We start from the raw sequence: 24760 nt of genomic DNA, 5'->3' as shown, positions 1-24760 counted from the left end.
TTTCACGTTATTATTTAATAAAATTATTTATCTTATAATGAACTTATGAGAAAATGGAACCTTTATACATATGAGTTTATCTTAGTAGTGTAGGAGGTGAATAATTTGAAAGTAGGGGAGAACGTAATAAGTATTTATAATATGGGACTTAAAAGAGAAAAAACGAAAGAAATAGACAAGGAAGAGTTTGCAGCACTTATTGAAACTTATAAAGTGTCTCTATACAGGGTTGCTAAGGGGATATTAAGAAATGAATATGATGTTGAAGATTCAGTAAGTGAATCAGTTCTCAAGGCATTTAAAAACTTAAACAAACTGAAGGATAAAAGCAATTTTAAGGCATGGATTATGAGAATACTTGTAAATGAGTGTTATAGCCTGTTAAACAAGAAAAAAAGGGTTGATCTTCAAGAGGATATGGGTGTTTATGATATAACTTATGAAGATAACCATAAAGGTGATATGATTGATTATATAAACAAGTTGGACAAAGACTCAAGAGTAATATTGACCTTATTTTATTATGAAGATATGAGTATAAAAAGTATAAGCGAAGTTTTAGAAATATCTAATGGGACAGTTAAATCAAGGCTCAGTAGATCAAAGGAGAAACTTAAAAAACTTTTAGAAAATAGTGAATGGGGTGGATATAATGAGTAGTTTTGATGAACTTATTAAAAATAAAATCAATAAAGAAATATGGTCAACGCCTAAAAATTTAGATGACAAATTAAATAAAATCATTGAAGAATTACCTAGTGAACCTAAGAGGATAAACAATAGAAGTTATAGAAAAATAGCTGCAGCTTCAGTGGTGACTTTAACAATTTTACTAGCGTTTAACTCTTCTTCGGTTAAGGCAGCAGTTAGCAATGTTATAGAATACTTTAATATAAATAAAAACTCCGAGTATGTAGGAGAAGCAAGTACCTTTCAAGAGTTTAATAATTCTATAGGAATAAGTACCGAAGATAAGGGGATTAAATTTACTATAGACAACATAGTAGCAGATGATAACTTTTTAAATATTTTTTATACTGCTGAAAGTAAAGAAGATATACCTAGGTCAGAGTACCAAGATTATTGGTCGGCTTTTGAGGCAAAACCTTTCTTAGATTTAAAGGTAAATGGTAAAAAGATAAGTGGTGAGAATAATTATAAAGATGAAGCATATCTTGAAACTAATAAGATTTTAAAAGGGGTATATAGAGCTAATGTAGCTGAAACAAAATTAACCGATAAATTTAATATAAAAATATCTACAGATAGAGTTCTAAAAACAGAAGGTAACTGGAAGATAGAGGCATCAGTAGATAAGAGTAAGGTAGTAGCAGTAAGTAAAATAGTTACTCCTAAGAAAAAAGTTAAAATTGATAATGGAGTAAGAATTAATAATATAAAAATAGATAAAGTGGCCATGTCACCTTTAGGAAATCAAATAGTTATAACCCAGTATACAGATAAAGTTGCCAATAGCTTTCAGAAGTTTGCAATAGAGGATTCAAAGGGGAATATTACTACACCTCTCAATTACGCATCTAGGGGTACGGATGGGAATAAGATGACGAATACTTTTGAGTTTATAGGACTTGATAAAGATACAGATTATATAAATATAATACCTATAAAATATTATGATGGTAGGTTAGAAGATACAGAAAAAATAGATGTTAAAAAGCTACCTTCTACTATTAACTTAAATGATAATGGAAATATTACTATAGATGATGTTATATTCTCTAAGAATCAAATAAAAGTTAAGTTCAGAAAGACTGGAGTAGTATTAAGCACAAATGAGTTTGAGTTTTATGATAAAGATGGAAATGGACTTGAGTTTAGTAATAAAGGTGCACTTGAAAGAACAGTTGATAGATCAACAGGGGTTTACACAACTACCTATACATCATATAATGAGTCAGAAGACTTCTCAAAATATGCTAAAATAGCAACTAGCAAACCAAAAAATGGAATAAAACTAGCAGAAGATCAGAAAATAAGAATAGATTTAAAATAATAATAGTAAAAATAATGGAGTTGTTGCAAATCTAGATTTCTAGAGGAGCAATAACTCTTTTTTTTGTAAGTATTGGTAGAAAAGGGATTAAGTTAATTCCACCGATTTCTAAATGTTTTGATTGGATTTATTTTTGTAATAAAATTTCATTTTGCTTACTAAGCACTTCTTTAAGTTTTCTAAGAGTGATGGATATCTGGGCAACCAGTATAAGATTTTTATTCAAAATGCATAATAGAACTATAAAACAAATGGTTAGGAGGAGTTAAATGAAGATATTTAATAGAATTTTAAAAATAGCTTTGATTATAATCATTTTAACTATAACACTAGGAAATAACTTATATAAAACTGTAGGGGCCAGTGCAAATTATCAGCAAAAACTTCCTATTAGGATAGGCTTCTTTACAAGAGATATTAATGATGATTACATTATGTTTCTTCGCAAAGGTTTTGAAGATATTCAAAAGAATAATCCAGGAAAAGTTGTATTTAGTTTTTATAATGCTAATTTTGATGAATCAACACAAAATACGGATATGGAAAATGCACTTAAAAAAGGCATTGATCTTATATTATTAGATGCGGTTAATCTGCTTGAACTACGAGGATTAATTAGCAAAATTGAGGAATATAACGTCCCAGTTGTAGTCTTCAACAGGATACCTTTTACACTAGATGCTATTAAATTTTATAAAAAAGCTTTTTATGTAGGATCAGATTCAGTGCAAGCTGGAATGTTGCAAGGGAAAATGATTGTAAATGCTTGGAAAAATCATAAAGAGTTAATTGATAAAAACAACGACGGCGTATTGCAATATATAATGTTAGTTGGTGAAGAGCTTAATGAAACAGCTATTAATAGATCAGCATACTCTATTTTAACTATTCAAGAAACTCGTATAAAAACAGAAAATCTTGCATCACCTATTTTGGGATGGAATAAGGAGTCAGCTTTTAATACCATGAGTGCATTGCTTATAAGATATGATAAAAAAATAGAAGCAATAATTTCAAATGATGATACTATGGCAATTGGTGCAGTTCAAGCTCTTCAGAATTCTGGATATAACAAAGGAAATAAATTGAGATCTATTCCAGTTGTTGGGGTAGATGGAGTATCTGAAGCTAAAGAATTAATTTCAAAAGGTTTTATGTTAGGTACTGCTTCACAAAATCCTGTTGATATTGTTAATTCGATGTATACAGTAGGGATGAATTTAGTTTATGGTAGAAATCCTATTGAAGGGATATCTAAACCGTATATCTTAGATGAATCAGGAGTGGCGGTTTACTTTCCGTATGAAGAATATACCGGACCAATGTTTAAATAAAATTAATTCTGTATTTTTAGTGCTAAGTCGTAATAAGAGATTATAATCTCTTTTACAACTCACTTAGGGTTAAGCGAGTTATTGAGAATAATTAAAGATAAATAAACTGTGCTACTAAGAATTTGACAGTAAAGTTATTAAAATATAGATAAAAAATAAGAATTAGTCAGTTAAACTAATTCTTCTTCTGATGCTTTTTTATCAACAAACAAGTTATAGGTAAGACCTATTAATATAAGAATACCACCAATCAACTTACCTTTAGATAACAATCCGTCTTTGAAGTAATCAACAGCCATTCCTGAAAAAAGTTGTCCTATAAACATTAATAGGGTTAGATAAAAAGCTGGAACCTTGGGAGTAACAATATTAGATGAAGATACAACCAGTACACCGACTAGTCCACCTAAATATGCCCAAAATGGTACAGATTTTAAGGTATCAGTGGAAAAATTCATAAATTCTCTGCTTATAAGGAAAACAAGAATTCCTCCAGCAAGTCCAGTGACATAGTTATAAAAGGTTCCTTGAACTAGTCCTATTTTTTCTGCTAAAGAAGAGTTTATATTTCTAGCAATTACCGTAGAGGCACCAGCTAGTATAGATAATATTATAATTAAAATCATAGATAATCCCCCTTAATATACGCTCATTATAAAAATACCTAAAGAAATAGCGATTAATCCAATAAGCTTTTGTTTATTAAATTTAACAACTTCAGCTCCAAGAAAACCATAATGATCTATAAGTATTGAAGCTACTGACTGACCCAAGAGGCCTAAAGAAAGAGTTAAAGAAGCACCTAAATAATTAAAACTTATATTTGTAAATAAAACAGTAAAAATTCCTATTAAACCGGCACTATAGATATAAAGTGGAATGTTTTTATCAAAAGATATTTTTTGTTTTTTTACTATAACCCATATAATCATTGCAATAAGTCCAGTGAGATGAATTATTATAATAGCAGTATAATTACCCAAAGAGGAAGAGAGTTTTCCGTTAAAAACAATCATTATAGTAATTAAAATACCTATTAGAGCAGAATATATTTTATACATAACATTTCTCCTTTTTCTACGATTAATATAAATTTATCATAGATTAGATAAATGATATTATGACATATGTCATATGAATTTATGCTATAATTTTAATGTTATTATTGGAGTAAAATTGAGGATGGAGTTAATATATGGGAGAAAAGATTATTGATAAGAAGATTTTAGAAAACTATATAAATAAATATCAAATAGACGAGGTTTTCAGTAATGATATGAAACCCTATATGCATTTATTTAAGTTTAATAAAGGTGAGCATATATGTAGAGTACAAGAGGATTTAGAGTATTTATATTTTTTTGTTAGTGGAAAAGCTAAAGTTTACACTGTAATGAGCAATGGAAAGTCTCTGTTATTGTGTTTTTATATACCATTTAAGGTAATAGGTGATGTTGAATTTATGTACTTTAATAAAGCTGACTGTAGTGTTCAAGCTATTGAAGAAACCTACTGTGTTGGAATAGCTTTTGAACATATAAGAAAATACTCCATTGAAGATAGTAAGTTTTTAAGATTTATATGTGATGGTTTGGCTGAAAAACTTACAAGGTTAAGTAAGTATAGTTCAATTAATTTATTGTATCCTTTAGAAAATAGAGTGGCTAGTTATATATTATCTAATAAAGAAAAAAACACCTTTAAAGAAAATCTTACAGAAACTGCAGAGCTTTTAGGAGCTAGCTACAGACATTTATTAAGGACTCTAAATTCTTTATGTAGTAAATCAATAATAAGAAAGAAGAAAAATTATTATGAAATCATAGATGAAGAGGTATTAAGAGGACTTGCGGAAGATTTATATGAGTAAATCTCCGCTTTTTACTGAGGATTAGAATTGGAATATTTATGAAGGTATTTATTAAATATATATTCTAATACAGTAGTTGCAGGAATTCTTGAAACAAAATTCATCTCTCCAACTGAATATCTAGTAGAGCATACAAATAAAGGTTTGTGAGCAATGTTAGATAAAGTATTATTGCTCATAGTGGTTACTGATATTACAGTAGCTTTTTTTGTTTTAGCAATATTTGCAGCTTTGACGATTTGAGATGTTTCTCCAGACATAGATATGCAAAATGCTAAATCTTTTGAGTTTAAATTAGATGCGGATAAATACATAAGACTTGTATCATCATAATAATATGCTTGTTTTTCCACCAATCTAAATCGTCTAGTCATATCTTCACAAACTATTCTTGAGGAACCTTCCCCATAAAACTCTAATCTATTACTTTCATAGATTAAATCTACTATTTCATCAATAACCGAATCATTAATAAGGTTTTTAGTTTTCAATATATCATCAAATATATCAAAGTGTGATCCAATATTTTTAGGACTTTGAAGTTTATTATTATCTTCTTGGTTTTCCACAGTATGATATAAAGTGTTTTTAAATTCTGAATATCCGCTAAAGCCTAACTTTTTACAAAATCTTATTATTGCAGCTGTAGAAACAAAGGTATTTTTTGATACGTCTTGAATTTTCATGCTTTTAACAGAGCTTGCGTTTTCTATAAAATACTGCAACAGTTCATTTTCATTTTTATTTAAATTTACTCTTGTTTTTTCAATATAATTAAAAAAATTCAAAATAACACCTCGTTTCAATAATTAACGATAAAAGAAAAAGTGGTGAAAAAAATTTCAGAAAGTGAAAAAAATTCAACCTTTGAACATAATTACTGAATGGTCTGAAACGGTTTCTTAAATACGTTATCATATATATAATATAATTAATCAATAAATTTGTCGACAAATTAAAGGGATTTATAACAAATTATATTTAATAACTAGATTCAAAACAATATGAATTAAGAGGAGGATCTCAAATGTTAAAAAAGATGAATAATTATTTTCAGCGCCTAGGTAAAGCCTTTATGCTTCCTATAGCATTGATATCTTTTGCAGGTATATTCTTAGGAATCAGTTCAGCATTTTCAAATCCTAATGTTATAGCAAAAATGCCTTTCTTAGGCAATGAAATATTACAATTAATATTTGTATTTACAAAAGCAATAACAGGAGTACTTTTTAGTAATTTACCAGTACTTTTTGCTATTTCTTTAGCTATAGGCCTTGCAAAGGATGAAACAGCTGTAGCTGGATTTTCAGGATTTATTGGATATATAGTAATGCACATAACAATAAACGCATTTCTTATAAGTAGCAAAACCTTAGCAACAGCAGAAAATTTAAGATCAGCTGGTCAAGGAATGACTTTAGGTATTCAATCAATAGAGCTAGGTGTTTTTGGAGGAATAATCGTAGGGATAATTGTAGCAGAGCTCCATAATAAGTTCTATACAATAAAACTTCCTGACTATATAGGATTCTTTGGAGGAACACGTTTTGTACCAATTATAACAACTTTAGCATTTACAGTAGTTGGATTGCTTATTCCCGTAATATGGCCTCCAATAGGAGCAGGGATTCAAGGGTTAGGATATACAATAGCTAGGTTAGGATACTTTGGAACCTTCTTATTTGGATTACTTGAAAGACTTCTTATACCATTTGGGTTACATCATATATTAAATGCGATGTTTAGATTTACACCTGTTGGTGGAGAAATGGTTATAGGAGGAAACTCTATAGCAGGAGCACTAAATATTTTTTATGCTCAGCTTGCTGATCCTAATACTACATCATTTTCAACTGAAGCAACACGTTTTTTAGCACAAGGAAAAATACCAATAATGATGTTTGGTTTACCAGCTGCAGCCCTTGCAATGTATAGAACTGCAAATCCTGTAAATAGAAATAGAATAAAAGGAATACTTACAGCTGGGGCTTTAGCATCGCTGGTTACAGGAATAACTGAACCATTAGAATTCTCTTTCTTATTTGTTGCACCAGTATTATATGGAATTCATTCAGTACTATCAGGAATATCCTTTATGTTAAATCATATTTTAGGAGTTGCAATAGGTAATACTCAAGGAGGCGCTATTGATTTAGTAGTTTTCGGTATGCTTCAACCTAACACCAAATGGTTTATAACATTATTAATAGGGATAGCTTATGCATTTATATATTACTTTACTTTCAAGTTCGTAATATTAAAGATGAACTTAAAAACTCCAGGTAGAGAAGATGATATAGAACTTGACGAAGAAAATTTAGTTTTAGACAATAGTGATTTTGATGGAAAAGCTATAGAAATAATTAAGTATTTAGGTGGAAAAGACAATATAGAGACAGTTAACAATTGTTTTACTAGACTTCGTGTAGTAGTTAAAGATATGAGTTTAGTTGAAGAGAGTGGATTTAAGAGAACTGGAGCTGCTGGGGTTATAAAACCAAGTGAAACAGATATTCAAGTAATATATGGACCTTCAGTTTCAAGTATAAAAGCTTCAGTAGCAAAAGAGCTTAAGAGAAAGTCATAATTAAATTTTAACATAAATACAGCAACACAAATAATATAGTTTTAGAAGCATAGGAGGATTTCATAATGAAGAAATTTAATATAACAATAGTAGGTGGAGGTAGTACTTGGACACCAGGACTTCTACAAAGTTTATGCAAAATGAAGGATAGTTTTCCTCTAAAGAAACTAGTTATGTTTGATGTAAATGAAGAACGTCAAGCAACTATAGGTGAATTTGCAAGGATATTATTCAAAGAAAATTACCCAGAACTAGATTTTAGCTATACTACAAAGGTTGAAGAAGCTTATGTAGATGTAGATTTTGTGTTTATGCAAATGAGAACTGGCGGATATAAGATGCGTGAGCTAGATGAAAAAATTCCACTAAGCCTTGGGGTATTAGGACAAGAAACATGTGGTCCAGGAGGATTTGCATATGGCCTTAGGTCTATAAGAGATATGATAAAGACTATAAAGGATATACGTAAATATTCTCCAAATGCATGGATATTAAACTACACAAATCCAGCGGCTATAGTTGCAGAAGCTACTAATAGAGTGTTCCATGATGATAAGAGAATTCTAAACATATGCGATCAGCCTGTAAACTTATTAAGATCTTATGGAAGAATATTAGGAATGAATGATAGTCAGTTTGAACCAGTATACTTTGGGCTTAATCATTTTGGCTGGTTTACTAATCTTTATGATGGACAAGGAAATGATTTATTGCCTAAATTAAGAGACACTATAAGAGAAAATGGCTTTAAACCAGTAGATGCAGAGCAAAGAGATAAGTCTTGGTTAGATACTTATGGAATGGTTAAAGATATGTTAGATGATTTCCCAGAATATCTACCAAACACTTATTTACAATACTATTATTATCCAGACTATAAAGTATCACACTTAGATCCTAATTATACTCGTGCAAACGAGGTTATGAACGGAAGAGAAAAGAGAATATTTGAAGAGTGCAAAAGAGTAGCAGAAGTTGGGACTTCTGAAGGTTCAGTACTTGTGCACAATGATGCTCATAGTGAGTTTATAATAGAACTAGCAGAATCTATAGCATACAACAAACAACGCATATATATTGTAATTATTGAGAATAACGGAATAATATCTAATATTCAAGATGATGCAATGGTAGAAGTAGCAGCAGTTATGACTTCAAATGGACCACGTCCTCTATCTGTAGGAAAAATAGGAACTTTCTACAAAGGTTTAATGGAATCTCAATTAGCTTATGAAAAACTTGCAGTAGATGCTTATTTTGAAGAATCTTATGACAAGGCTTTACAAGCATTAACTTTAAATAGAACTATAGTATCTGCTAAAAAAGCGAGACAAGTATTAGATGCTTTAATAGAAGCTAATAATGGATATTGGCCAGAACTTAAGTAATAGATAGTTTAGAATGTACAATGAAGGAGAAAATTCAGCTATGCTGGATTTTTTCCTTATTTAAAAAGGAGGATTTTAAAATGTTTAATACTATTAAAAACATATTTTCTAATAAAGAACCACAAGCTAAGTCTAAATTAATTTTAGCAGCACCACTAGAGGGTGAGCTGGTTTCTATAACAGAAGTTCCAGACCCAGTGTTTTCAGAGAAAATGATGGGGGATGGCTTTGCAATTAAACCTACTCTTGGCATAATAGTCTCTCCTATAGAAGGAACAGTAGGAAGTATATTTCCAACAAAACATGCTATTGGGCTTACATCAAAAGAAGGATATGAAATAATAATACATTTTGGATTAGAAACAGTTAGCTTAAATGGAGAAGGTTTTGAGGTTTTAGCTGAAGTGGGGCAGAAAGTTTCTATAGGTGATGAGTTACTAAAAATAGATATAGAAAAAATTAAAGATAAGGTTCCATCAATTATCACTCCAGTAGTCATAGCTAATCTAAAAGAGGATGAAAAAATTGTAGTAGAAAAATACAAACAAGTTTCTCTTGCAGAGCGGGCTGTAGCTGTTATAATTAAAAAATAGTTTGTGATAAGGTGGGATTAAAATGAAAATAGCTATTGCACCAGATTCTTTTAAGGGAAGTTTATCAGCTACGGAAGTTGCAAATGCCATTGAAAAAGGAATAAAAAAAGTTGATATAAACATAGAAACAGTTAAGATTCCAATGGCAGATGGGGGAGAAGGAACTGTAGAGTCCTTGGTAGAAGCTACAGGTGGAAAATATATTAAGGTTAAGGTTAATGACCCTTTAATGAGAGAAATAGAGGCTGTTTATGGGATATTAGGTGATAATAAAACAGCAGTAATAGAAATGGCTCAGGCCTCAGGGTTACCACTACTAAAAAAAGAAGAAAGAAATCCTATGAAAACTACTACTTATGGAACAGGACAGTTAATAAAACATGCAGTAAATAGTGGTTGTAAAAATATAATAATTGGAATAGGTGGAAGTGCTACAAATGATGGTGGAGCTGGTATGGCTATGGCATTAGGAGCAAAACTTCTAGATAAAGAGGGGAAGGATATACCTTTGGGGGCAGAAGGATTAATAAAACTTAAAACCATAGATATATCTACTTTTGATGAGAAAATAAGAGAATGTAAATTTATAGCTGCCTGTGATGTTGATAATCCTCTTGTTGGGGAAAAGGGAGCTTCCCATATTTTTGGACCTCAAAAGGGGGCAGATGAAGATATGGTAAAAGTTCTAGATGAGTATTTAGAGCATTATGGAAATTTACTTGAGGAAAATCTTAATGTATCAGTACTTAACTACCCAGGGGCAGGAGCAGCAGGTGGACTTGGAGCTGCACTTTTAGCTTTTTTAAATGCAGAACTTAAAAGAGGAATAGATATAGTTATAGAGGCCTCAAAGTTAGAAGAAAAGATTAAAGATAGTGATCTAGTTATAACTGGAGAAGGAATGATAGATTATCAAACCCAATTTGGTAAAACGCCTTTTGGGGTAGCGGAGGCGAGTAAAAAATACAATAGACCAGTAATAGCTATAGCTGGAGGAATAGGTAAAGATGCATCAGACCTTTATAACAAAGGAATAGATAGTATTTTTTCAATAGTAGATAAACCTATGACCTTAGATGAAGCTATGGAAAATGCAGAAAATTTATTAGAAGATACAGCTGAGAGAATAATGAGAATAGTTAAGCTACACACATTATTGCTGTAGAAGCTTTTTCAGCTTCATAAAATTCATTTAATGGATATGAACTATACCTAAAGAATAAAAAAAGAGACATGTGATGCATGTCTTTTTTTGTTTGACAAAATAGGTTTGTCGCGATAAACTAGATATAAGAGGTTTATTAAGACAAACCAAAAGGGGGACTAAAATGAAAGATTACAAACTTTTTGATGCAGAATTTAAATTTATAAGTATAATATGGGAAATAGAGCCAGTTAATTCTACTGAGTTATCAAAAGTGTGTTTAGAAAAGCTTGGGTGGAAAAAATCCACAACCTTCAATATGATTCGTAAGCTTTCTGAACGTGAAATACTTAAAAATGATAATGCAATTGTTACAAGTTTAATTAATAGGGAGCAGGTTCAAAAATATGAAAGTGATGCACTTTTAGATAAAGCTTTTAATGGTTCCATCCCAGAATTTATAACAACGTTTTTAAAAGGAAAGAAGCTATCAAACAAAGAAGCTGAGGAAATTAAAAAAATGATAGAGGAGGCTATTGAGTGAAAAATATATTTGAGTATTTATTAAATATGAGTATTACCGGCACTTATGTAGCTTTAGTTGTAATATTAGTTAGGGTTTTATTAAAGAAGTCACCTAAGATATTTAGCTATATCCTTTGGATTCCTGTATTCTTTAGACTTATAGTTCCTTTTTCAATTAATAGCATATTGAGCTTTATGCCAAAAATTAATACTCCAATATCATATCAAGTTGGCAATTCAAATAACTTATCATCAAATAGTAATATAGCTGAGTTAGTAGAGTCTAATATATTACCTAATCAGTCAAATAATGATTTAACCAACATGGATAATATAATGAAAACTTTAGCTGTGATTTGGATAGTTGGGTTTGTTATTTTTCTTTCAAAAAGTCTATTAGATTATATAAGACTTAAAAACAAGTTGAAATTTGCTACACTTATCGAAGAAAATATTTATGAAACAGATTCAATTGAGTCGCCTTTTGTGTTCGGGGTGCTAAAACCAAGGATTTATATGCCTGTAAATATAAAACAAAGTGAATTTGAGTATATGCTTAACCATGAAAAAGTTCATGTTAAAAGAAAAGATTATATTATAAAACTGTTTGCATTTTTTATTGTTATGCTCCATTGGTTTAATCCAGTTGTATGGATGTGTTATTATCTTATGGAAAAAGACATGGAAATGTCCTGCGATGAGAGTGTTATAAAAAACTATAGTGTTGAGGATAAAAAAACTTATTCTAATATATTACTTTCTTATTCAGTAAGAAAAAGTAGTTTAACTACACCGTTTGCTTTTGGAGAAAGTAGTGTAAAGGCTCGCATAAAGAATATATTAGTAAATAGAAAAAGAACTTTCCTAGGAATCCTGATAACTTCCATTATAGTCATAGCGGTAATAATAGGATTAGTTACAAACTCCTATACTAGGAGTTTTATTAAAGAAGATGTAACTGAAACCTTGTATAAAAATAAAACACCATATGTAGGAGATAATTCGAAAGTAGTTAATATAGTATCTGGACTAGATTTTCCAGAAGGAGCTAAGGTGGGGACTGTACAACTTCAAACAGATGATCATCCTTATGGTATAAATGTAAGTTTAGTTGAATTCGGAGAAAATAAAACATATTTTCTAAATGAGGAACGTAGAGATAAACTTGAGAAAAATGCAATTCTTATGTTTGCCCTTATTGATAATTTAGATATTATAAAATATTATCTAGGAGATAGAATTCCTGAATATACAAGAGAGTGGGCTTCTGAAAAGGTTGGTGAAGATATCACTAATTACGGAACTTCCATAGAGAAATTTAAGGATTTAAATGATAAATTAAAAAATATCTATGAATAAAAATATAAAGGTAGTAGCTAAGGTGATTTTGTAGCTACTACCTTTATATTTATGGTATTCTTTAATTATATTTAAATTAAAGTAGGGGTGAAAATTTATGCCATTATTAAAGTTTAAAGCTATAGAAGGTAGAAAACTAATTACAGTTAGTAAAAATCTTATAGATGAATTAGAGGCTTTAATAGAAAGTCCAAGAAGTTATTTTTCCTTAGAGGTTGTAGAATCAAAATTTATAAAAGATGGAGCCTATGTTGAAGGAAGTCCAGTAGTTGAAGTAGCTTGGTTTGACAGAGGTCAAGATGTTCAAGATGAAGCTGCAAAAATAATTACTAAAAACATAAATTCCATTGGATATAAAGACGTTGACGTTATATTTACTGCTCTTGAAGAGAAAAAGTACTATGAAAATGGCGAACATTTTTAAGGGAGGAGAAGAAGATGAATAAGGAAGCTTTATTAATTATAGATGTACAACTAGCTATGTTTATGTGTGACGGGGGAGTATATAAGGGAGAAGAAACTTTAGCTAACATAAAAACGCTCTTACAAAGAGCAAGAAAAAAAGAGGTTCCAGTGATTTTTGTTCAGCATACTGTATACTATGATAGTCCATACAAAAGAGGGACAGAAACTTGGAATATACATCCTGAGATAACTCCTAGAGAAAATGAAGTTGTTGTTGCTAAAACTAAATGTGACTCATTTTTTAAAACTAATTTAGAAGAGGTTCTCAAAGAAAAAGCCATAGAGAAATTGACTATAGTTGGTATGCAGACTGAGTTCTGTGTAGATACAACAATAAGAGCAGCTTTTAGTAAAGAATATAAAAATACATTTGTGAGAGGTTGCCATATAACTTTTGATACAGAAGTATTAAAGGCAGAGGATATAATAAAACATCATGAAAGAACATGGGGATCTTTTGGGGAGTTAAAGAATTTAGAGGATATAACATTTTAAATATAAAAATAGCTGAGACTTAAGGTTTTAGCTATTTTTATTTTGGAAAAAATATTTTGTACAGATGTACAGATGTACAGTTGTACAAGTGTACAGGAGAAAAATTGTACAGCTGTACAATTGTACAAAAGTTTTAAAAAAGCTGTGGAAAAAAGTTTAAGAATAGAAATTCTCCACCTCATAAGAAAATTCCTATAAAAGTGGATTTTAAGTAAAGCTCTCAATACGAATATAATTGTAATGAAAATATAATTAATAGGAGTGAAGAGAAATGAAGGTTGGAGTTTTAATGGGAGGCATATCATCAGAAAGAGAAGTGTCTTTAAAATCAGGAGAAGGAATAATAAAAAATTTAGATAAAAATAAATATGAGGTTTTTCCTATAATAATAAATTCAAAAAAAGAAGTAATAGAAAAAGTTCAAGGTTTGGATTTTGTGTTTTTAGCTTTGCATGGTGAGTTTGGAGAGGATGGAAGTATTCAAGCTTTATTAGAAAGCATAGGAATGAATTATTCTGGATGTGGAGTTTTAACTAGTGCACTTTGTATGGATAAAAAGCAAACTAAGAGAATATTAAAAAGCGAAGGAATAAGGGTAGCTAAAGATATAAAAATAAATTTAAAAAATAAAAACTCTAGTATAGAGGATTTAGAAGTTTTAGGTTATCCCATGGTGGTTAAACCTAATGCTGGAGGATCTAGTATAGGGGTATCAATAGTTAGAAATAAAGAAGAACTACAAAAAAGTATACTGGAAGCATTAAAATATTCTACAGAAATATTAGTAGAGGAATATTTAGAAGGCGAAGAGTATACTATACCAGTATTAAATGGAGAGGTTTTCCCTATACTTTTAATAAAATCTGATACAGAGTTTTTTGATTATGTATCAAAGTATGCAGATGATGGAGCAACAGAGGAATTAGTAACCTTGCCTAAAGAATTACAAGCAGAGTTTGAAGAGATAGGAAAAAGATGCTGGGATATATTTAATTGTAAAGCATATGTAAGAATTGATATTATAGTAAGTAAGGGGCTTCCTTATGTACTTGAAATAAACACTTTACCAGGAATGACTAAAAACTCACTTTTTCCTAAAAGTGCAAAGGGAGCAAATATGGAGTATAGTGAATTATTAGATAAGATTATAGAATATTCACTAGTTTGAGAGGGGTAGTGTAGATGATATTTTCATCTCTAAAACTTAATAAAGATGAGCCTATATATATTCAAGTTGAAAATCATATAAAAGAAAGTATAGAAAAAGGAATGCTCCAGAAAGGCAGCAAACTTCCATCTACTAGAGAGGTAAGTAGTTTTTTGAATATAAGTAGAAATTCTGTAGTAGTTGCTTATGAAAATCTAGAGATAGATGGAATAATAAAAAGTTCAAGGGGCAAAGGAACTTTTGTAACTATAGAGGCTTCTAAACCTAAAAATGAATTTAATATTGATTGGGGAACTAGAATTAATAGTTACGGCACTATATGTGAAAGTATGGATATATTAAAAACTGAACTTCCTTGGGAAAAAAATATGATTTCCTTTAAAAGCATTGCACCGGAGGAAAATTTATTTGATATAGAAGAATTTAAAAGAGCCTTTTTAGATGTAATATCTTTAGAGGGGAATAAGATATTAAACTATGGATATGCAAAAGGGTATAAACCTTTATTAGAATATTTGATGGAGTATATGAAAAGTAAGGGAATCAATACTGAAGGAAAAGATATACTTGTAACTAATGGCTTTACAGAGGGTTTTGATATAATAATAAATACATTAACAGAGCCTGGAGATGTGATTATATGTGAAAATCCTACTCATAATACAGCAATAAAAATAATGAAAGCCCATGGGTTAGATATTATAGGAGTTCCTATGAATGAGGATGGAATTGATACTAAATCCTTAGAGAGGGCGCTAGAAAATACTTCACCTAAATTTGCGTATATTATTCCTTCTTATCACAATCCTACAGGTATAGTTATGAATGGTGAAAAGAGGCAGGAAGTACTCAATATATTTCAAAAACACTCAATTCCAGTTATAGAAGATGGGTTTAATGAAGAGCTTTTATATACCAGTTCTCCTGTACCTTCTTTGGCCTCTTTTTGTACGGATGGAAACGGGGTTGTGTATGTTGGGAGCTTATCTAAAATACTTTTTCCAGGCTTAAGACTTGGATGGATATTTGGAGATAAAGACTTAATTGACACATTAGAAAGCGTTAAAAGAGCTAGAACCATTCATAGTTCTTTTATTGACCAGGGAATATTCTATCACTATATGAAAAGTGGAGCTTTTGACAAATATGTAAAAAAGGTAAGAAAACATTATAAGGACAAATATGAATTTACTTTAAAACAGGTAAATAAATATATTCCTTATGAAAGCATAACTGGAGAAGGTGGACTTCATATCTTCATAAAACTTAAAGGGATAAATGCAAGAGAAGTTCTTCAAAAATGTTATGAAAAAGGCGTAGTTTTTACTCCAGGAGATATCTTCTATACTGATGGAGGAGGAGAAGATACCTTTAGAATAGGATTTTCTAGAGTTAGTGAAGAGGATATAGAAAAAGGGATTCGAATAATTGGGGAAGTTATTAATTCAATTAAAAACATATAGGTATTAGAATTAAGTCTCAAAATTAAGATTTTGGGACTTTTTTCATAATTTTTGCAAGAAATTAATAGATCTTTTCGTTTATATATATGAGCAGCTCAAAATAAACCAAGGAGGTTTTTCTGTTATGAAAATAAGCAAGGATAATTTGCTTCCTCAATTAAAATCTAAAAATCCCAAAGCTTTGGATTTATTAGTAGATGTATATGGAAGTCTTTTATATAAGGTAATTTATAATGTTATTGGAAGTTATGGAGACACAGAAATTGTTGAAGAATGTTTAAATGATGTGCTTCTAAATATTTGGAATAATATAAACAAGTTTTCAGGAGAGGAGTCTAAGTTCCCTAAGTGGATTTGTGTTATTGCTAAATACAAGGCTATAGACTATCAACGTAAACTCTCAAAGGCTAAGAAAACTACAGATATAGATGATTGTGTGCTTATCTCAGATTTATCAGTTGAAGAAGAACTAATTAGTGAAGAAAATAGTACAGAACTTCTTAAATATATTGATTTAATGGAACCTTTAGATAAAAAGATATTTATAACGAGATATTTTCTTGATGAATCTATAAATAATATAGCCAAATCCTTAAATCTAGCTAGAGGGAGTGTGGATTCAAGACTATCAAGAGGAAGGCGTTTCTTGAAACTAAAATTACAAGCTAATAGTAAGGAGGAATATAATAATGGAAAACAACCTGTACGAGTACTTTAATGATATAGATATGGACATGGAAAGTGTAAATTTATTAGATATAGAGCTGGACGAGTTGACAAAAAAGAGAATAAAAAATAACCTCCATAAAAGTTTAAGAAATAGAAAAAGTAATTCTAAAAAGATTATAGTAGGAGCTGCTATGGTAGTGTTTTTAGCTGGAGTAGTTACTGTATATTCCCCTCAGATTTCCGCTTTTGCCGATAACATTCCTGTTCTAAACACTTTATTTCATGAGTTCGGATATGGTTACGGTGGGGATTTTGACAATTATACAGAGGTAATAAACAAGAGTATAGTAGATAAGGGGTATGAGGTTACAATTAATGAAGCTGTTATGGATGACTTTAGCTTTAAGCTTATATATACGATAAAGACACCTGAAAAGATTGAAGATTTAATTAATAATAAAGCTACAGATAATCCCTTCCCATATACACCAGGTTCTAGTATTACATTAAATAATAAAGAATTTTTAGGGGGAGCTGGTGGTAGCAATAGAATTATAGATGAGCATACAGTCCAAGTCATAAATGATTTTGGCATTAAAGACACCAAGATTCCAGAGAACTTTACCATAGATATAAAATTTAATGAAATCAATAATATAGCAGGAAACTGGGATTTTTCTTTTAATATGAGTAAAGAAAAAATAAATAAAGATATCAAGAGCTATGATATAGATAAAAAACTTAAAATTAAAGATGTAGACAATAAAAATATGACTTTAACTTTTAACAAAGTAAGTTTTTCGCCTATCTCTACTGCTATATTTATTAAAGGTGATGGAGATTTCGATCACACTAGGGTTAAATTTAAAGATGAAGATGGAACTGAATTAAAGCCTAGAGCGTACAGTTTAAATACTAATGCAAACTTTATATATAGCGCTAAGGCACTATATAAATTTGAGCCTATTACTACTATTCCTAATAAAATTATTCTAGAGTACACAGATAATGATGAAAATATAAGCTCTATGGAAGTAGAGCTAAATTAAAAGAGGGTCTGTACATTTAATGTACAGACTTTTTGTGCTAAAAATTAACATTATGATATAATTAAATTATTAATTAGTTGTAACAGGAGGGATAGTTATGAAGCCAAAGGTTTTTATTGCAAGGAAGGTTCCATATGAAATATTAGAGTATATAGGTAAGTACTGTGACTATGAAAAATGGGACTCAGATGAAAAAAGAACAAGAGAAGAACTATATAAAAAGCTTTCAGATAAAGATGGGTTAATAACTACTGGAACTCGTATAGATGAAGAGTTATTAAGTCATGCACCAAATCTAAAGATAGTTAGCAATATATCTGTTGGATATAATAATTTTGATTTAGAGGCCATGAAGACTAGAAAAGTAATAGGGACTCACACTCCTAATGTGTTAGATGATACTGTGGCAGATTTAATATTTGGACTTATGTTATCTGCTGCAAGAAGAATACCTGAATTAGATAGGTATGTTAAAGATGGAAAGTGGAAAAGAGGAGATGATTTAAATCTGTTTGGTTTAAATGTACATCATAAAACCCTAGGAATAATAGGTATGGGAAGAATAGGAGAAGCCGTGGCTAAAAGAGCTAAATTAGGCTTTGATATGGATGTTATTTATCATAATAGAAGTAGAAAACCAGAGGTTGAAGAAAAGCTAGGTGCTAAATATAGTGATATGGAAGATCTTTTAAAGACTTCAGATTTCATAGTTTTGATGACTCCATTAACAAAGGAAACCGAAGGATTAATAGGATATAAAGAATTTGATTTAATGAAAAAAACAGCTATATTTATTAATGCATCTAGAGGTCAAACTGTAAATGAAAAGGCATTGATTGATGCTTTAGAGAATAAAAAGATATATGCAGCAGGTCTTGATGTTTTTGAAAAGGAACCTGTAGAAAAGGATAATCCTCTACTTAAACTAGACAATGTAGTAACACTTCCTCATATAGGTTCATCTAATGATCAAACACGTTTTGAAATGGCTAAGGTGGGAGCAGAGAATCTTATAAAAGGTGTGTGTGGAGAAGTTCCTCCAAACATTGTTCCAGAACTTAAAAATATATAAATTAAAAAAAGCTGTGCATAGAGTTTTCTAGTGCACAGCTTTTAATATTCTAGAAATTTACATTAGGAACTTCAGTAGCTCCCTCTGCAGCTTTAAAGTATTCTTTATCTGGATATCTTCCACCAAAGAACATATTCACAAAAAATCTCTTTTTATAACTATTGAAAACTTGAACTGAATCATTATAATCTTTTCTAGCAACCGCAATTCTGTTTTCAGTTCCAGCTAATTCATCTTGAAGTTTCAAGTAATTTTCATTAGCTTTAAGTACTGGATAGTTTTCAACTATAACATTAAGGCTTCTAAGAGCTGAAGTTAATTCAGCATCTCCTTCTGCTTTTTCTTGAACGCTAGATGCTCCTGAGATTTTAGCTCTTGCAGCAGCTAAATCTCCAAATACCTTTTCTTCGTGTTTAGTATATCCCTTTACTGTTTCAACAAGGTTAGGTATCAAATCATTTCTTCTTTGAAGTTGATTGTCTATTTGACTTAATTTAGAAGAAACATTTTGATCTTTAGAAACTAGGCTATTGTAAGTTCCAATATAACCTCCAACTGCTATTATAATAACTATAACAAATCCTATTATAGTAAAAAGTAATCCTTTTTTCATTGATGCAAACCTCCTTAAATATTTAATTACCAGCCTCCAGAAGAGCCACCGCCGCCTGAAGAACCACCACCAAAGCCGCCGCCACCAGATGAACCGCCGCCAAAGCCACCATCAGAGCCACCTCCGAAGCCGCCGCCATAAAAACCACCACCAAAGAATCCACCATGGTTGTAAGGTCTTCTACGTCTTCTTCCTCCTCTGCCTCCAGGACCTCCTCTTCCAATGAAGGAAATACCTATCAATAAAAGAAATATTATTAATCCTACATTAAAGAAGGATGAATCATCTCCTGAATTTGAAGAAGAAAGTTTAGGTGTATCTTGGGTATAACTGCTAACATCGACATTATATTCTTGTCCAATATCTCCAATAATTCTATTATATAGAGTTGTTATACCTTCATCATATTTTTCAGATTTAAAATTAGTAGTAAGTTCCCTCAGATATGTACCTGCTTTTCCATCAGGAATAGCTCCTTCTAATCCATATCCAACCTCTATTCTAAATTGTCTATCATCTTTAGATATAAGAACTAAAACTCCATTATTTTTTTCTTTATCTCCTATACCCCATGATCTGAAAAGGTTATTAGCATAATTTTCAATAGAATCACCATCTAGTGAATTTATTGTAACTACTGCAACTTCAGCAGTGGTTTTGCTTTTAACATCTTCCGATGCATTTAAAATGTAGTTTTTAGTGCCACTAGAAAACATTCCTGCATAATCTTGAAAATATATTTCAGAAGTAGGTTTCTTAGGAAGTTCAGCGGCTTTACTAGGGTATCCTATTGATAATAAACTCAATATTATTAAAAACGATGATAATAGAAATCTCTTAATATATATTCGCATAATACCCTCCCTTTTACTTAATTATACCATATTTGGACAATTAGATATTGAAAATAATCTTAATATGATAATATTAGTGTATGTAGAAAGATTAAAATTATAATATTTAAGGAAGGATAAAATGATTAATTATATTAAATGTACAGATATAGATAAACAAACAATTTATAAGACATTTATAAAGGGATTTAGTGATTATATAATCAAGTTTGAAATAAAAGAAGATGATTTTTTTCATAAATTTTTTGAAGTTGAGGGAAACTCTTTAGATAATTCTTATATTGCCATTAAAGATGGAATAGGGGTTGGAATAATTTTAGGTGGAATAAAATCTTATGAAGGAATTAAGACATTAAGATGTGGAGCATTAGCAATAGATAATAACTATAGAGGTCAAGGTATAAGCAAAGAGTTATTCAAGCTACATTTAGAAGAGGGTAGAAAAAATGGATGTAGACAACTGTTTTTAGAAGTTATAAAAGGAAATGATAGGGCTGTTAACTTTTATAAAAAGCAAGGATATGAAAAAATATATAACATTTCATATTTTTCTTTAGAAAATTCCCAGGAAACAAAAAACTATCCATTAAAGGGTATAGAAATTAAAATAATAGCTATAGAAGAATATGAAAAATATTTTTCTAGCAAAGAGAACCTTCACATTCCTTGGCAAAATGATATTGACTATATAAAAGCTTCTAAAGATTATTTTTATTATGGAGCTTATGATGAAAAGCAGATAATAGGATGTATTTCAATAAATGACAAAGGTAGAATAGGGAATCTGCATGTAGATAAAGCATATAGATTAAAAGGTATCGCAAGCAATCTTCTTATTGAAGCAATAAAAAACTTGAATTTAGATAAAATCAATATAGGTTTTACTAATAACGCCTCTATTGAAGGATTTTTAAGAAAGCTAAACTTTAATAAACAAAAGATAGAACAGCATGAAATGTATAAATTATTGTAAAGACAGTCATAAAATTATGGCTGTTTTTTCTCCGTGAAATATAATTATTAAATGATAACTATTGACAAGTGATAAATATTATTGATAAGATGTAGTAAATTTATTTATTATATTACTTTGATAATCAAAGTAATTATTGAAAGGTGTGAAAAATATGAAGGATCTTCATAATATGAGTTGGTATGCTAAGCAAATACATCCTAAATTGGATAAAGATATTTTTAAACCTGCCCCAACAAGACTTATCGGGGGACTTATATATCTTATAGTTGTGGCCATAGGAATGTCAGTGGTAGTTCTATTTGATATAAATACAATTGGGAAGTTAGCTATAGCTTTAATATTAGGCTTTAGTTTTGGTTCTATGGGCTTTTTAGGTCATGAAATATTACATGGAACTGTTGTTAGAAATAAGTGGCTTAGAAATTTTTTAGGAGGAATAGCATTTTTACCTTTAAGTGTTGGACCAAGACTTTGGGTTAAGTGGCATAATCTTAATCATCACGCGCATACTCAAGATGATGAAAAAGATCCTGATGCATGGATGAGTTTAGAGAGTTTTAATAAAAGAGGTTTTATAAAATTAGTATATAAACTTCCACTATGGTTTAGATCTTTATTTAGCTTTACTGCATTAAGCATCTCTTTTACTCTGCATTCCGTTAGAATGTTTTTTGTGTATTTTAAAGAGCTAGTTGAAGAAAAGTCAATAAGCACTTGGTTTCAGTTTATTTTCCCTTGGACTTTTTGGTTTGGATTATTAGCTATTGTAGGTTTTGAAAAATGGGTATATATATATCTAATACCTGTACTTATTGGTAATCTTATAGTTATGGGATATATATCAACAAACCATAGATTAAATCCATTAGTACCTGTAAATGATCCATTAGCAAATAGCCTTACAGTTACAGTACCTAAATGGTTAGATATATTGCATTTTAATTTCTCTTATCACACAGAACATCATTTGTTCCCAGGAATAAATCCCAAACATTATCCTATTATTAAAGCGCACATATTAGAGCTTTGGCCGGATAAGTATCATGAGATGCCTTTATTTGCAGCGTTAAAGGCTTTGTGGAAAACTCCAAGGATTTATTATAAGGATGAAGAACTAGTTGATCCACATAAAAAAACATTATACAAATCCCTAGCCAATGGGTTAAAGAGTAATAATATTAAACCCTATAAGCTAGCAAAGGATAATTAAAATAAGCTTTTTAAATATTTAAATGAAAAACCACTTAATGAGAGAAGAAGCTGAGAAGGAAAATAGAATAACCATATTAAAAAAGCTATATAAAAATTATATCCACTCAGAATATTCATTAGGCCTACATTCAAATCACACATAAAAAATAGAAACATACCTAGAGCTATAATTATTGAGTTCTCTTTAGGATAGGTTTTCTTCTTTAGTGTGCTTAAGGTAATCAATAAGCTAGTTATTAAGATAAGCCCATAGGTTATACCTAAGAAATATAAACTCCAATCTATATAGGTGGGTTTAAGTGGAAACAAAGAAATAAGAAGTACTAGATATACAGATAAAACTAGAAAAATTATTTTTTTAGAGGGTTTATAAACACTTAGATGCCTTTTTATATAGGTAAGCTGAACTAGTATAAAAAAGATTAGACCTGGACTTAGTATATTTAAGATAACTAAGAACAAGTCAGCTAAAGTAGTGAAAAATAAAGCTATATGCAAAAATTTAGTATCTTTTTCGTTAAAACCATCTTTATCTATTAGTAAAGATATAACAAAGCATAGTAGTATTGTTGAATATTTTAAGAATTGGGAGTATATAGTTCCTGTATCTTTATTGGTTATATCTATAATTAGAAAAGCAAAATAAAGAGTTATATTTAATAAAATTAATGACTTAATTATTGAACTTTTGCTCATATCAAAACTCCTATGTGAAATAAAAAATAGCTAAGAACAGATTTAATCTATTCTCAGCTATTTTTTTCTTTAATCTATGTTTCTATTCATACTAATTATAGAACAATTTCATAAAGCATCTTTAAGGCCACTCCTAAAGACATGGTTACAAATAATGGTTTTATTAGTTTAACACCCTTATCCAAAGCCATTCTTGTTCCTACTTGGGCTCCTAATATCATAAATATAGCTACAGGAATTCCAAGTTTGTAGTCTATCTGTCCTCTTATTGCAAACATAACTAATGATGTTATATTGCTAGTAAAATTTAAGATTTTAGAGTTGGCACTTGCTCTTACAAAATTAAAAGAAAATACTTTAACAAGTCCAAATATTAAAAATGATCCAACTCCTGCACCAAAAAAGCCATCATAAAAACCTAATGAAAATGCTAATATTATTCCGCAAAAGATAGATTTGTGAGTAAGACCTTGGAACTTGTCCTCCATTCCTGCAGTTTTAGAAAATAGGCTATAAATACCTACAGATAATAATAATATAAGAACAATGACATTAAGATATTTTGTATCAATAATTAAAACTGTATTAACTCCTAATATAGCGCCTATAAAAGTGAAAGGTACTAAAATTCTTAGAATTTTAAAGTCTAAGATTTTAGATTTTGCAAATTTAAGAGAGCTAGTAAAGGAACCACAAGATGCTGAAAATTTATTAGTTCCTAAGGCTAAATATGTAGGCATTCCTGTAAGCATATATGCAGGAAGACTTATAAGTCCACCACCTCCAGCTATAGAATCTACTAAAGTGGCGAAAAAGCCTGCTATACATAAAAATATTAAAGTGCTGCTCATTATACTCCTCCTATACTGCGATTTATGTGTCAATATTACTATGATAGCACAGAAATTTATTTAAATATTGATTTTTACTTATATTTACACTATAATTAAACCAAATATATTATTTAAGGAGGGTAGAAAATGAATAATTGCTTTATTGATAGAATGTCAAAAGTTAGAGCAACTTCCACTAGAATTTCAGCAAATTCTATAGTTTACGGGATAGGTGCGTCTAAAATTAGATATTCAATGCAAGAAGCGAGTAATTCATAGTTTACCAGATATATTTTTTATTTAGAGATAGTATCCAGGTAGGGTGTGGCCTTGCCTGGTTTTTTTATATGTTTTTTTATCTTATCCGGGCAATGTTTTACT

27 protein-coding genes are annotated in these 24760 nt (G+C 30.0%); 20 read left to right on the top strand and 7 right to left on the bottom strand.

Annotation, left to right across the window (positions count from 1 at the left end; genetic code table 11):
• Window positions 1-105: 105 nt before the first annotated feature.
• The 3 genes from L1S49_RS10935 (at window position 106) to L1S49_RS10925 (ending at window position 3348) form a co-directional block, all read left to right on the top strand.
• Window positions 106-660 carry a sigma-70 family RNA polymerase sigma factor gene (locus L1S49_RS10935; protein ID WP_238904361.1) on the top strand — a complete coding sequence of 185 codons (555 nt, stop codon included), beginning with the start codon at window positions 106-108 and terminating at the stop codon, window positions 658-660.
• On the top strand, window positions 653-2014 hold the full coding sequence (locus L1S49_RS10930; RefSeq protein ID WP_238904359.1) for a DUF5643 domain-containing protein: 1362 nt from the start codon (window positions 653-655) through the stop codon (window positions 2012-2014). Before L1S49_RS10935 ends, L1S49_RS10930 begins: the two co-directional genes overlap by 8 nt.
• 269 nt (window positions 2015-2283) lie before the next feature.
• Window positions 2284-3348, top strand: coding sequence for a galactose ABC transporter substrate-binding protein (locus L1S49_RS10925; RefSeq protein WP_238904357.1), 1065 nt, complete (start codon window positions 2284-2286; stop codon window positions 3346-3348).
• 170 nt (window positions 3349-3518) lie between these two features.
• Here L1S49_RS10925 and L1S49_RS10920 read toward each other — a convergent pair whose 3' ends face one another.
• Window positions 3519-3971 (bottom strand): DMT family transporter, encoded by a 453-nt coding sequence (locus L1S49_RS10920; RefSeq protein WP_238904444.1) that lies wholly within the window; start codon window positions 3969-3971, stop codon window positions 3519-3521.
• A 15-nt stretch (window positions 3972-3986) separates the two neighbouring features.
• Window positions 3987-4409 (bottom strand): DMT family transporter, encoded by a 423-nt coding sequence (locus tag L1S49_RS10915; RefSeq protein WP_021804088.1) that lies wholly within the window; start codon window positions 4407-4409, stop codon window positions 3987-3989.
• Window positions 4410-4543: 134 nt separating this feature from the next.
• Between L1S49_RS10915 and L1S49_RS10910 the strand changes: the two genes are divergently transcribed.
• Window positions 4544-5218 carry a cyclic nucleotide-binding domain-containing protein gene (locus tag L1S49_RS10910; RefSeq protein ID WP_238904355.1) on the top strand — a complete coding sequence of 225 codons (675 nt, stop codon included), beginning with the start codon at window positions 4544-4546 and terminating at the stop codon, window positions 5216-5218.
• 11 nt (window positions 5219-5229) lie between these two features.
• Here L1S49_RS10910 and L1S49_RS10905 read toward each other — a convergent pair whose 3' ends face one another.
• Window positions 5230-6006 (bottom strand): MurR/RpiR family transcriptional regulator, encoded by a 777-nt coding sequence (locus L1S49_RS10905; protein WP_238904353.1) that lies wholly within the window; start codon window positions 6004-6006, stop codon window positions 5230-5232.
• 239 nt (window positions 6007-6245) lie between these two features.
• Between L1S49_RS10905 and L1S49_RS10900 the strand changes: the two genes are divergently transcribed.
• The 13 genes from L1S49_RS10900 (at window position 6246) to L1S49_RS10840 (ending at window position 19195) form a co-directional block, all read left to right on the top strand.
• On the top strand, window positions 6246-7805 hold the full coding sequence (locus tag L1S49_RS10900; protein ID WP_238904351.1) for a PTS transporter subunit EIIC: 1560 nt from the start codon (window positions 6246-6248) through the stop codon (window positions 7803-7805).
• A 65-nt stretch (window positions 7806-7870) separates the two neighbouring features.
• Window positions 7871-9193 (top strand): 6-phospho-alpha-glucosidase, encoded by a 1323-nt coding sequence (locus L1S49_RS10895; RefSeq protein WP_238904349.1) that lies wholly within the window; start codon window positions 7871-7873, stop codon window positions 9191-9193.
• Between the two features lie 80 nt (window positions 9194-9273).
• Complete coding sequence (locus L1S49_RS10890) at window positions 9274-9786, top strand: PTS glucose transporter subunit IIA (RefSeq protein ID WP_238904347.1); 513 nt, start codon at window positions 9274-9276, stop codon at window positions 9784-9786.
• Window positions 9787-9808: 22 nt separating this feature from the next.
• Window positions 9809-10951 (top strand): glycerate kinase, encoded by a 1143-nt coding sequence (locus tag L1S49_RS10885; protein WP_238904345.1) that lies wholly within the window; start codon window positions 9809-9811, stop codon window positions 10949-10951.
• 163 nt (window positions 10952-11114) lie between these two features.
• A complete protein-coding gene (locus tag L1S49_RS10880; RefSeq protein ID WP_238904343.1) occupies window positions 11115-11474 on the top strand; it encodes a BlaI/MecI/CopY family transcriptional regulator in 360 nt (119 codons plus the stop codon).
• Window positions 11471-12814, top strand: a complete 1344-nt coding sequence (locus L1S49_RS10875; RefSeq protein WP_238904341.1) for a M56 family metallopeptidase — start codon at window positions 11471-11473, stop codon at window positions 12812-12814. Before L1S49_RS10880 ends, L1S49_RS10875 begins: the two co-directional genes overlap by 4 nt.
• A 97-nt stretch (window positions 12815-12911) precedes the next feature.
• On the top strand, window positions 12912-13238 hold the full coding sequence (locus L1S49_RS10870; RefSeq protein WP_238904339.1) for a DUF1904 family protein: 327 nt from the start codon (window positions 12912-12914) through the stop codon (window positions 13236-13238).
• 14 nt (window positions 13239-13252) lie between these two features.
• A complete protein-coding gene (locus L1S49_RS10865) occupies window positions 13253-13774 on the top strand; it encodes a cysteine hydrolase family protein (protein ID WP_238904337.1) in 522 nt (173 codons plus the stop codon).
• Window positions 13775-14045: 271 nt separating this feature from the next.
• Window positions 14046-14942 (top strand): D-alanine--D-alanine ligase, encoded by an 897-nt coding sequence (locus L1S49_RS10860; protein ID WP_238904335.1) that lies wholly within the window; start codon window positions 14046-14048, stop codon window positions 14940-14942.
• Window positions 14943-14956: 14 nt separating this feature from the next.
• The gene (locus L1S49_RS10855; RefSeq protein ID WP_238904333.1) at window positions 14957-16405 is read left to right on the top strand and encodes a PLP-dependent aminotransferase family protein; all 1449 of its coding nucleotides are present in this window, start codon (window positions 14957-14959) and stop codon (window positions 16403-16405) included.
• A 124-nt stretch (window positions 16406-16529) separates the two neighbouring features.
• Window positions 16530-17123 (top strand): sigma-70 family RNA polymerase sigma factor, encoded by a 594-nt coding sequence (locus tag L1S49_RS10850; RefSeq protein ID WP_238904331.1) that lies wholly within the window; start codon window positions 16530-16532, stop codon window positions 17121-17123.
• Window positions 17095-18123, top strand: coding sequence for a DUF4179 domain-containing protein (locus tag L1S49_RS10845; RefSeq protein ID WP_238904329.1), 1029 nt, complete (start codon window positions 17095-17097; stop codon window positions 18121-18123). The genes L1S49_RS10850 and L1S49_RS10845 overlap by 29 nt, the downstream gene beginning before the upstream one ends.
• 97 nt (window positions 18124-18220) lie before the next feature.
• A complete protein-coding gene (locus L1S49_RS10840) occupies window positions 18221-19195 on the top strand; it encodes a D-glycerate dehydrogenase (RefSeq protein ID WP_238904327.1) in 975 nt (324 codons plus the stop codon).
• A gap of 49 nt (window positions 19196-19244) precedes the next feature.
• On the opposite strand, the gene L1S49_RS10835 is transcribed toward L1S49_RS10840, so the two are convergent.
• Complete coding sequence (locus L1S49_RS10835) at window positions 19245-19808, bottom strand: LemA family protein (RefSeq protein ID WP_073021077.1); 564 nt, start codon at window positions 19806-19808, stop codon at window positions 19245-19247.
• 26 nt (window positions 19809-19834) lie between these two features.
• The gene (locus tag L1S49_RS10830; protein ID WP_073021074.1) at window positions 19835-20662 is read right to left on the bottom strand and encodes a TPM domain-containing protein; all 828 of its coding nucleotides are present in this window, start codon (window positions 20660-20662) and stop codon (window positions 19835-19837) included.
• Between the two features lie 121 nt (window positions 20663-20783).
• Between L1S49_RS10830 and L1S49_RS10825 the strand changes: the two genes are divergently transcribed.
• Together L1S49_RS10825 and L1S49_RS10820 are read left to right on the top strand one after the other, a co-directional pair.
• Window positions 20784-21635: a GNAT family N-acetyltransferase gene (locus L1S49_RS10825; RefSeq protein WP_238904326.1), complete on the top strand. Its 852-nt coding sequence runs from the start codon at window positions 20784-20786 to the stop codon at window positions 21633-21635.
• A gap of 154 nt (window positions 21636-21789) precedes the next feature.
• Window positions 21790-22848: an acyl-CoA desaturase gene (locus tag L1S49_RS10820; RefSeq protein ID WP_238904325.1), complete on the top strand. Its 1059-nt coding sequence runs from the start codon at window positions 21790-21792 to the stop codon at window positions 22846-22848.
• On the opposite strand, the gene L1S49_RS10815 is transcribed toward L1S49_RS10820, so the two are convergent.
• Both L1S49_RS10815 and L1S49_RS10810 read right to left on the bottom strand, forming a co-directional pair.
• Complete coding sequence (locus L1S49_RS10815) at window positions 22845-23546, bottom strand: hypothetical protein (RefSeq protein ID WP_238904324.1); 702 nt, start codon at window positions 23544-23546, stop codon at window positions 22845-22847. The two genes, L1S49_RS10820 and L1S49_RS10815, sit on opposite strands and share 4 nt — an antisense overlap.
• A 95-nt stretch (window positions 23547-23641) precedes the next feature.
• Complete coding sequence (locus tag L1S49_RS10810; RefSeq protein ID WP_238904322.1) at window positions 23642-24397, bottom strand: TSUP family transporter; 756 nt, start codon at window positions 24395-24397, stop codon at window positions 23642-23644.
• Window positions 24398-24526: 129 nt separating this feature from the next.
• On the opposite strand from L1S49_RS10810, the gene L1S49_RS23240 reads away from it, so the two are divergent.
• Window positions 24527-24658 (top strand): hypothetical protein, encoded by a 132-nt coding sequence (locus tag L1S49_RS23240; protein WP_275299576.1) that lies wholly within the window; start codon window positions 24527-24529, stop codon window positions 24656-24658.
• Window positions 24659-24760 lie beyond the last annotated feature (102 nt).

This window comes from Clostridium sp. YIM B02506 (assembly GCF_022324845.1).
In the GTDB taxonomy this organism is placed as follows: domain Bacteria; phylum Bacillota; class Clostridia; order Clostridiales; family Clostridiaceae; genus Clostridium_T; species Clostridium_T intestinale.
This window is presented reverse-complemented; position numbering and strand designations above follow the sequence as displayed.

Coding starts and splice junctions, on each gene's coding strand:
- L1S49_RS10835 (WP_073021077.1), bottom strand. CDS start 19,808: ATGAAAAAAGGATTACTTTTTACTATAATAGGATTTGTTATAGTTATT.
- L1S49_RS10815 (WP_238904324.1), bottom strand. CDS start 23,546: ATGAGCAAAAGTTCAATAATTAAGTCATTAATTTTATTAAATATAACT.
- L1S49_RS10845 (WP_238904329.1), top strand. CDS start 17,095: ATGGAAAACAACCTGTACGAGTACTTTAATGATATAGATATGGACATG.
- L1S49_RS10830 (WP_073021074.1), bottom strand. CDS start 20,662: ATGCGAATATATATTAAGAGATTTCTATTATCATCGTTTTTAATAATA.
- L1S49_RS10860 (WP_238904335.1), top strand. CDS start 14,046: ATGAAGGTTGGAGTTTTAATGGGAGGCATATCATCAGAAAGAGAAGTG.
- L1S49_RS10840 (WP_238904327.1), top strand. CDS start 18,221: ATGAAGCCAAAGGTTTTTATTGCAAGGAAGGTTCCATATGAAATATTA.
- L1S49_RS10910 (WP_238904355.1), top strand. CDS start 4,544: ATGGGAGAAAAGATTATTGATAAGAAGATTTTAGAAAACTATATAAAT.
- L1S49_RS10885 (WP_238904345.1), top strand. CDS start 9,809: ATGAAAATAGCTATTGCACCAGATTCTTTTAAGGGAAGTTTATCAGCT.
- L1S49_RS10895 (WP_238904349.1), top strand. CDS start 7,871: ATGAAGAAATTTAATATAACAATAGTAGGTGGAGGTAGTACTTGGACA.
- L1S49_RS10925 (WP_238904357.1), top strand. CDS start 2,284: ATGAAGATATTTAATAGAATTTTAAAAATAGCTTTGATTATAATCATT.
- L1S49_RS10810 (WP_238904322.1), bottom strand. CDS start 24,397: ATGAGCAGCACTTTAATATTTTTATGTATAGCAGGCTTTTTCGCCACT.
- L1S49_RS10820 (WP_238904325.1), top strand. CDS start 21,790: ATGAAGGATCTTCATAATATGAGTTGGTATGCTAAGCAAATACATCCT.
- L1S49_RS10850 (WP_238904331.1), top strand. CDS start 16,530: ATGAAAATAAGCAAGGATAATTTGCTTCCTCAATTAAAATCTAAAAAT.
- L1S49_RS10900 (WP_238904351.1), top strand. CDS start 6,246: ATGTTAAAAAAGATGAATAATTATTTTCAGCGCCTAGGTAAAGCCTTT.
- L1S49_RS23240 (WP_275299576.1), top strand. CDS start 24,527: ATGAATAATTGCTTTATTGATAGAATGTCAAAAGTTAGAGCAACTTCC.
- L1S49_RS10915 (WP_021804088.1), bottom strand. CDS start 4,409: ATGTATAAAATATATTCTGCTCTAATAGGTATTTTAATTACTATAATG.
- L1S49_RS10855 (WP_238904333.1), top strand. CDS start 14,957: ATGATATTTTCATCTCTAAAACTTAATAAAGATGAGCCTATATATATT.
- L1S49_RS10880 (WP_238904343.1), top strand. CDS start 11,115: ATGAAAGATTACAAACTTTTTGATGCAGAATTTAAATTTATAAGTATA.
- L1S49_RS10865 (WP_238904337.1), top strand. CDS start 13,253: ATGAATAAGGAAGCTTTATTAATTATAGATGTACAACTAGCTATGTTT.
- L1S49_RS10825 (WP_238904326.1), top strand. CDS start 20,784: ATGATTAATTATATTAAATGTACAGATATAGATAAACAAACAATTTAT.
- L1S49_RS10930 (WP_238904359.1), top strand. CDS start 653: ATGAGTAGTTTTGATGAACTTATTAAAAATAAAATCAATAAAGAAATA.
- L1S49_RS10870 (WP_238904339.1), top strand. CDS start 12,912: ATGCCATTATTAAAGTTTAAAGCTATAGAAGGTAGAAAACTAATTACA.
- L1S49_RS10890 (WP_238904347.1), top strand. CDS start 9,274: ATGTTTAATACTATTAAAAACATATTTTCTAATAAAGAACCACAAGCT.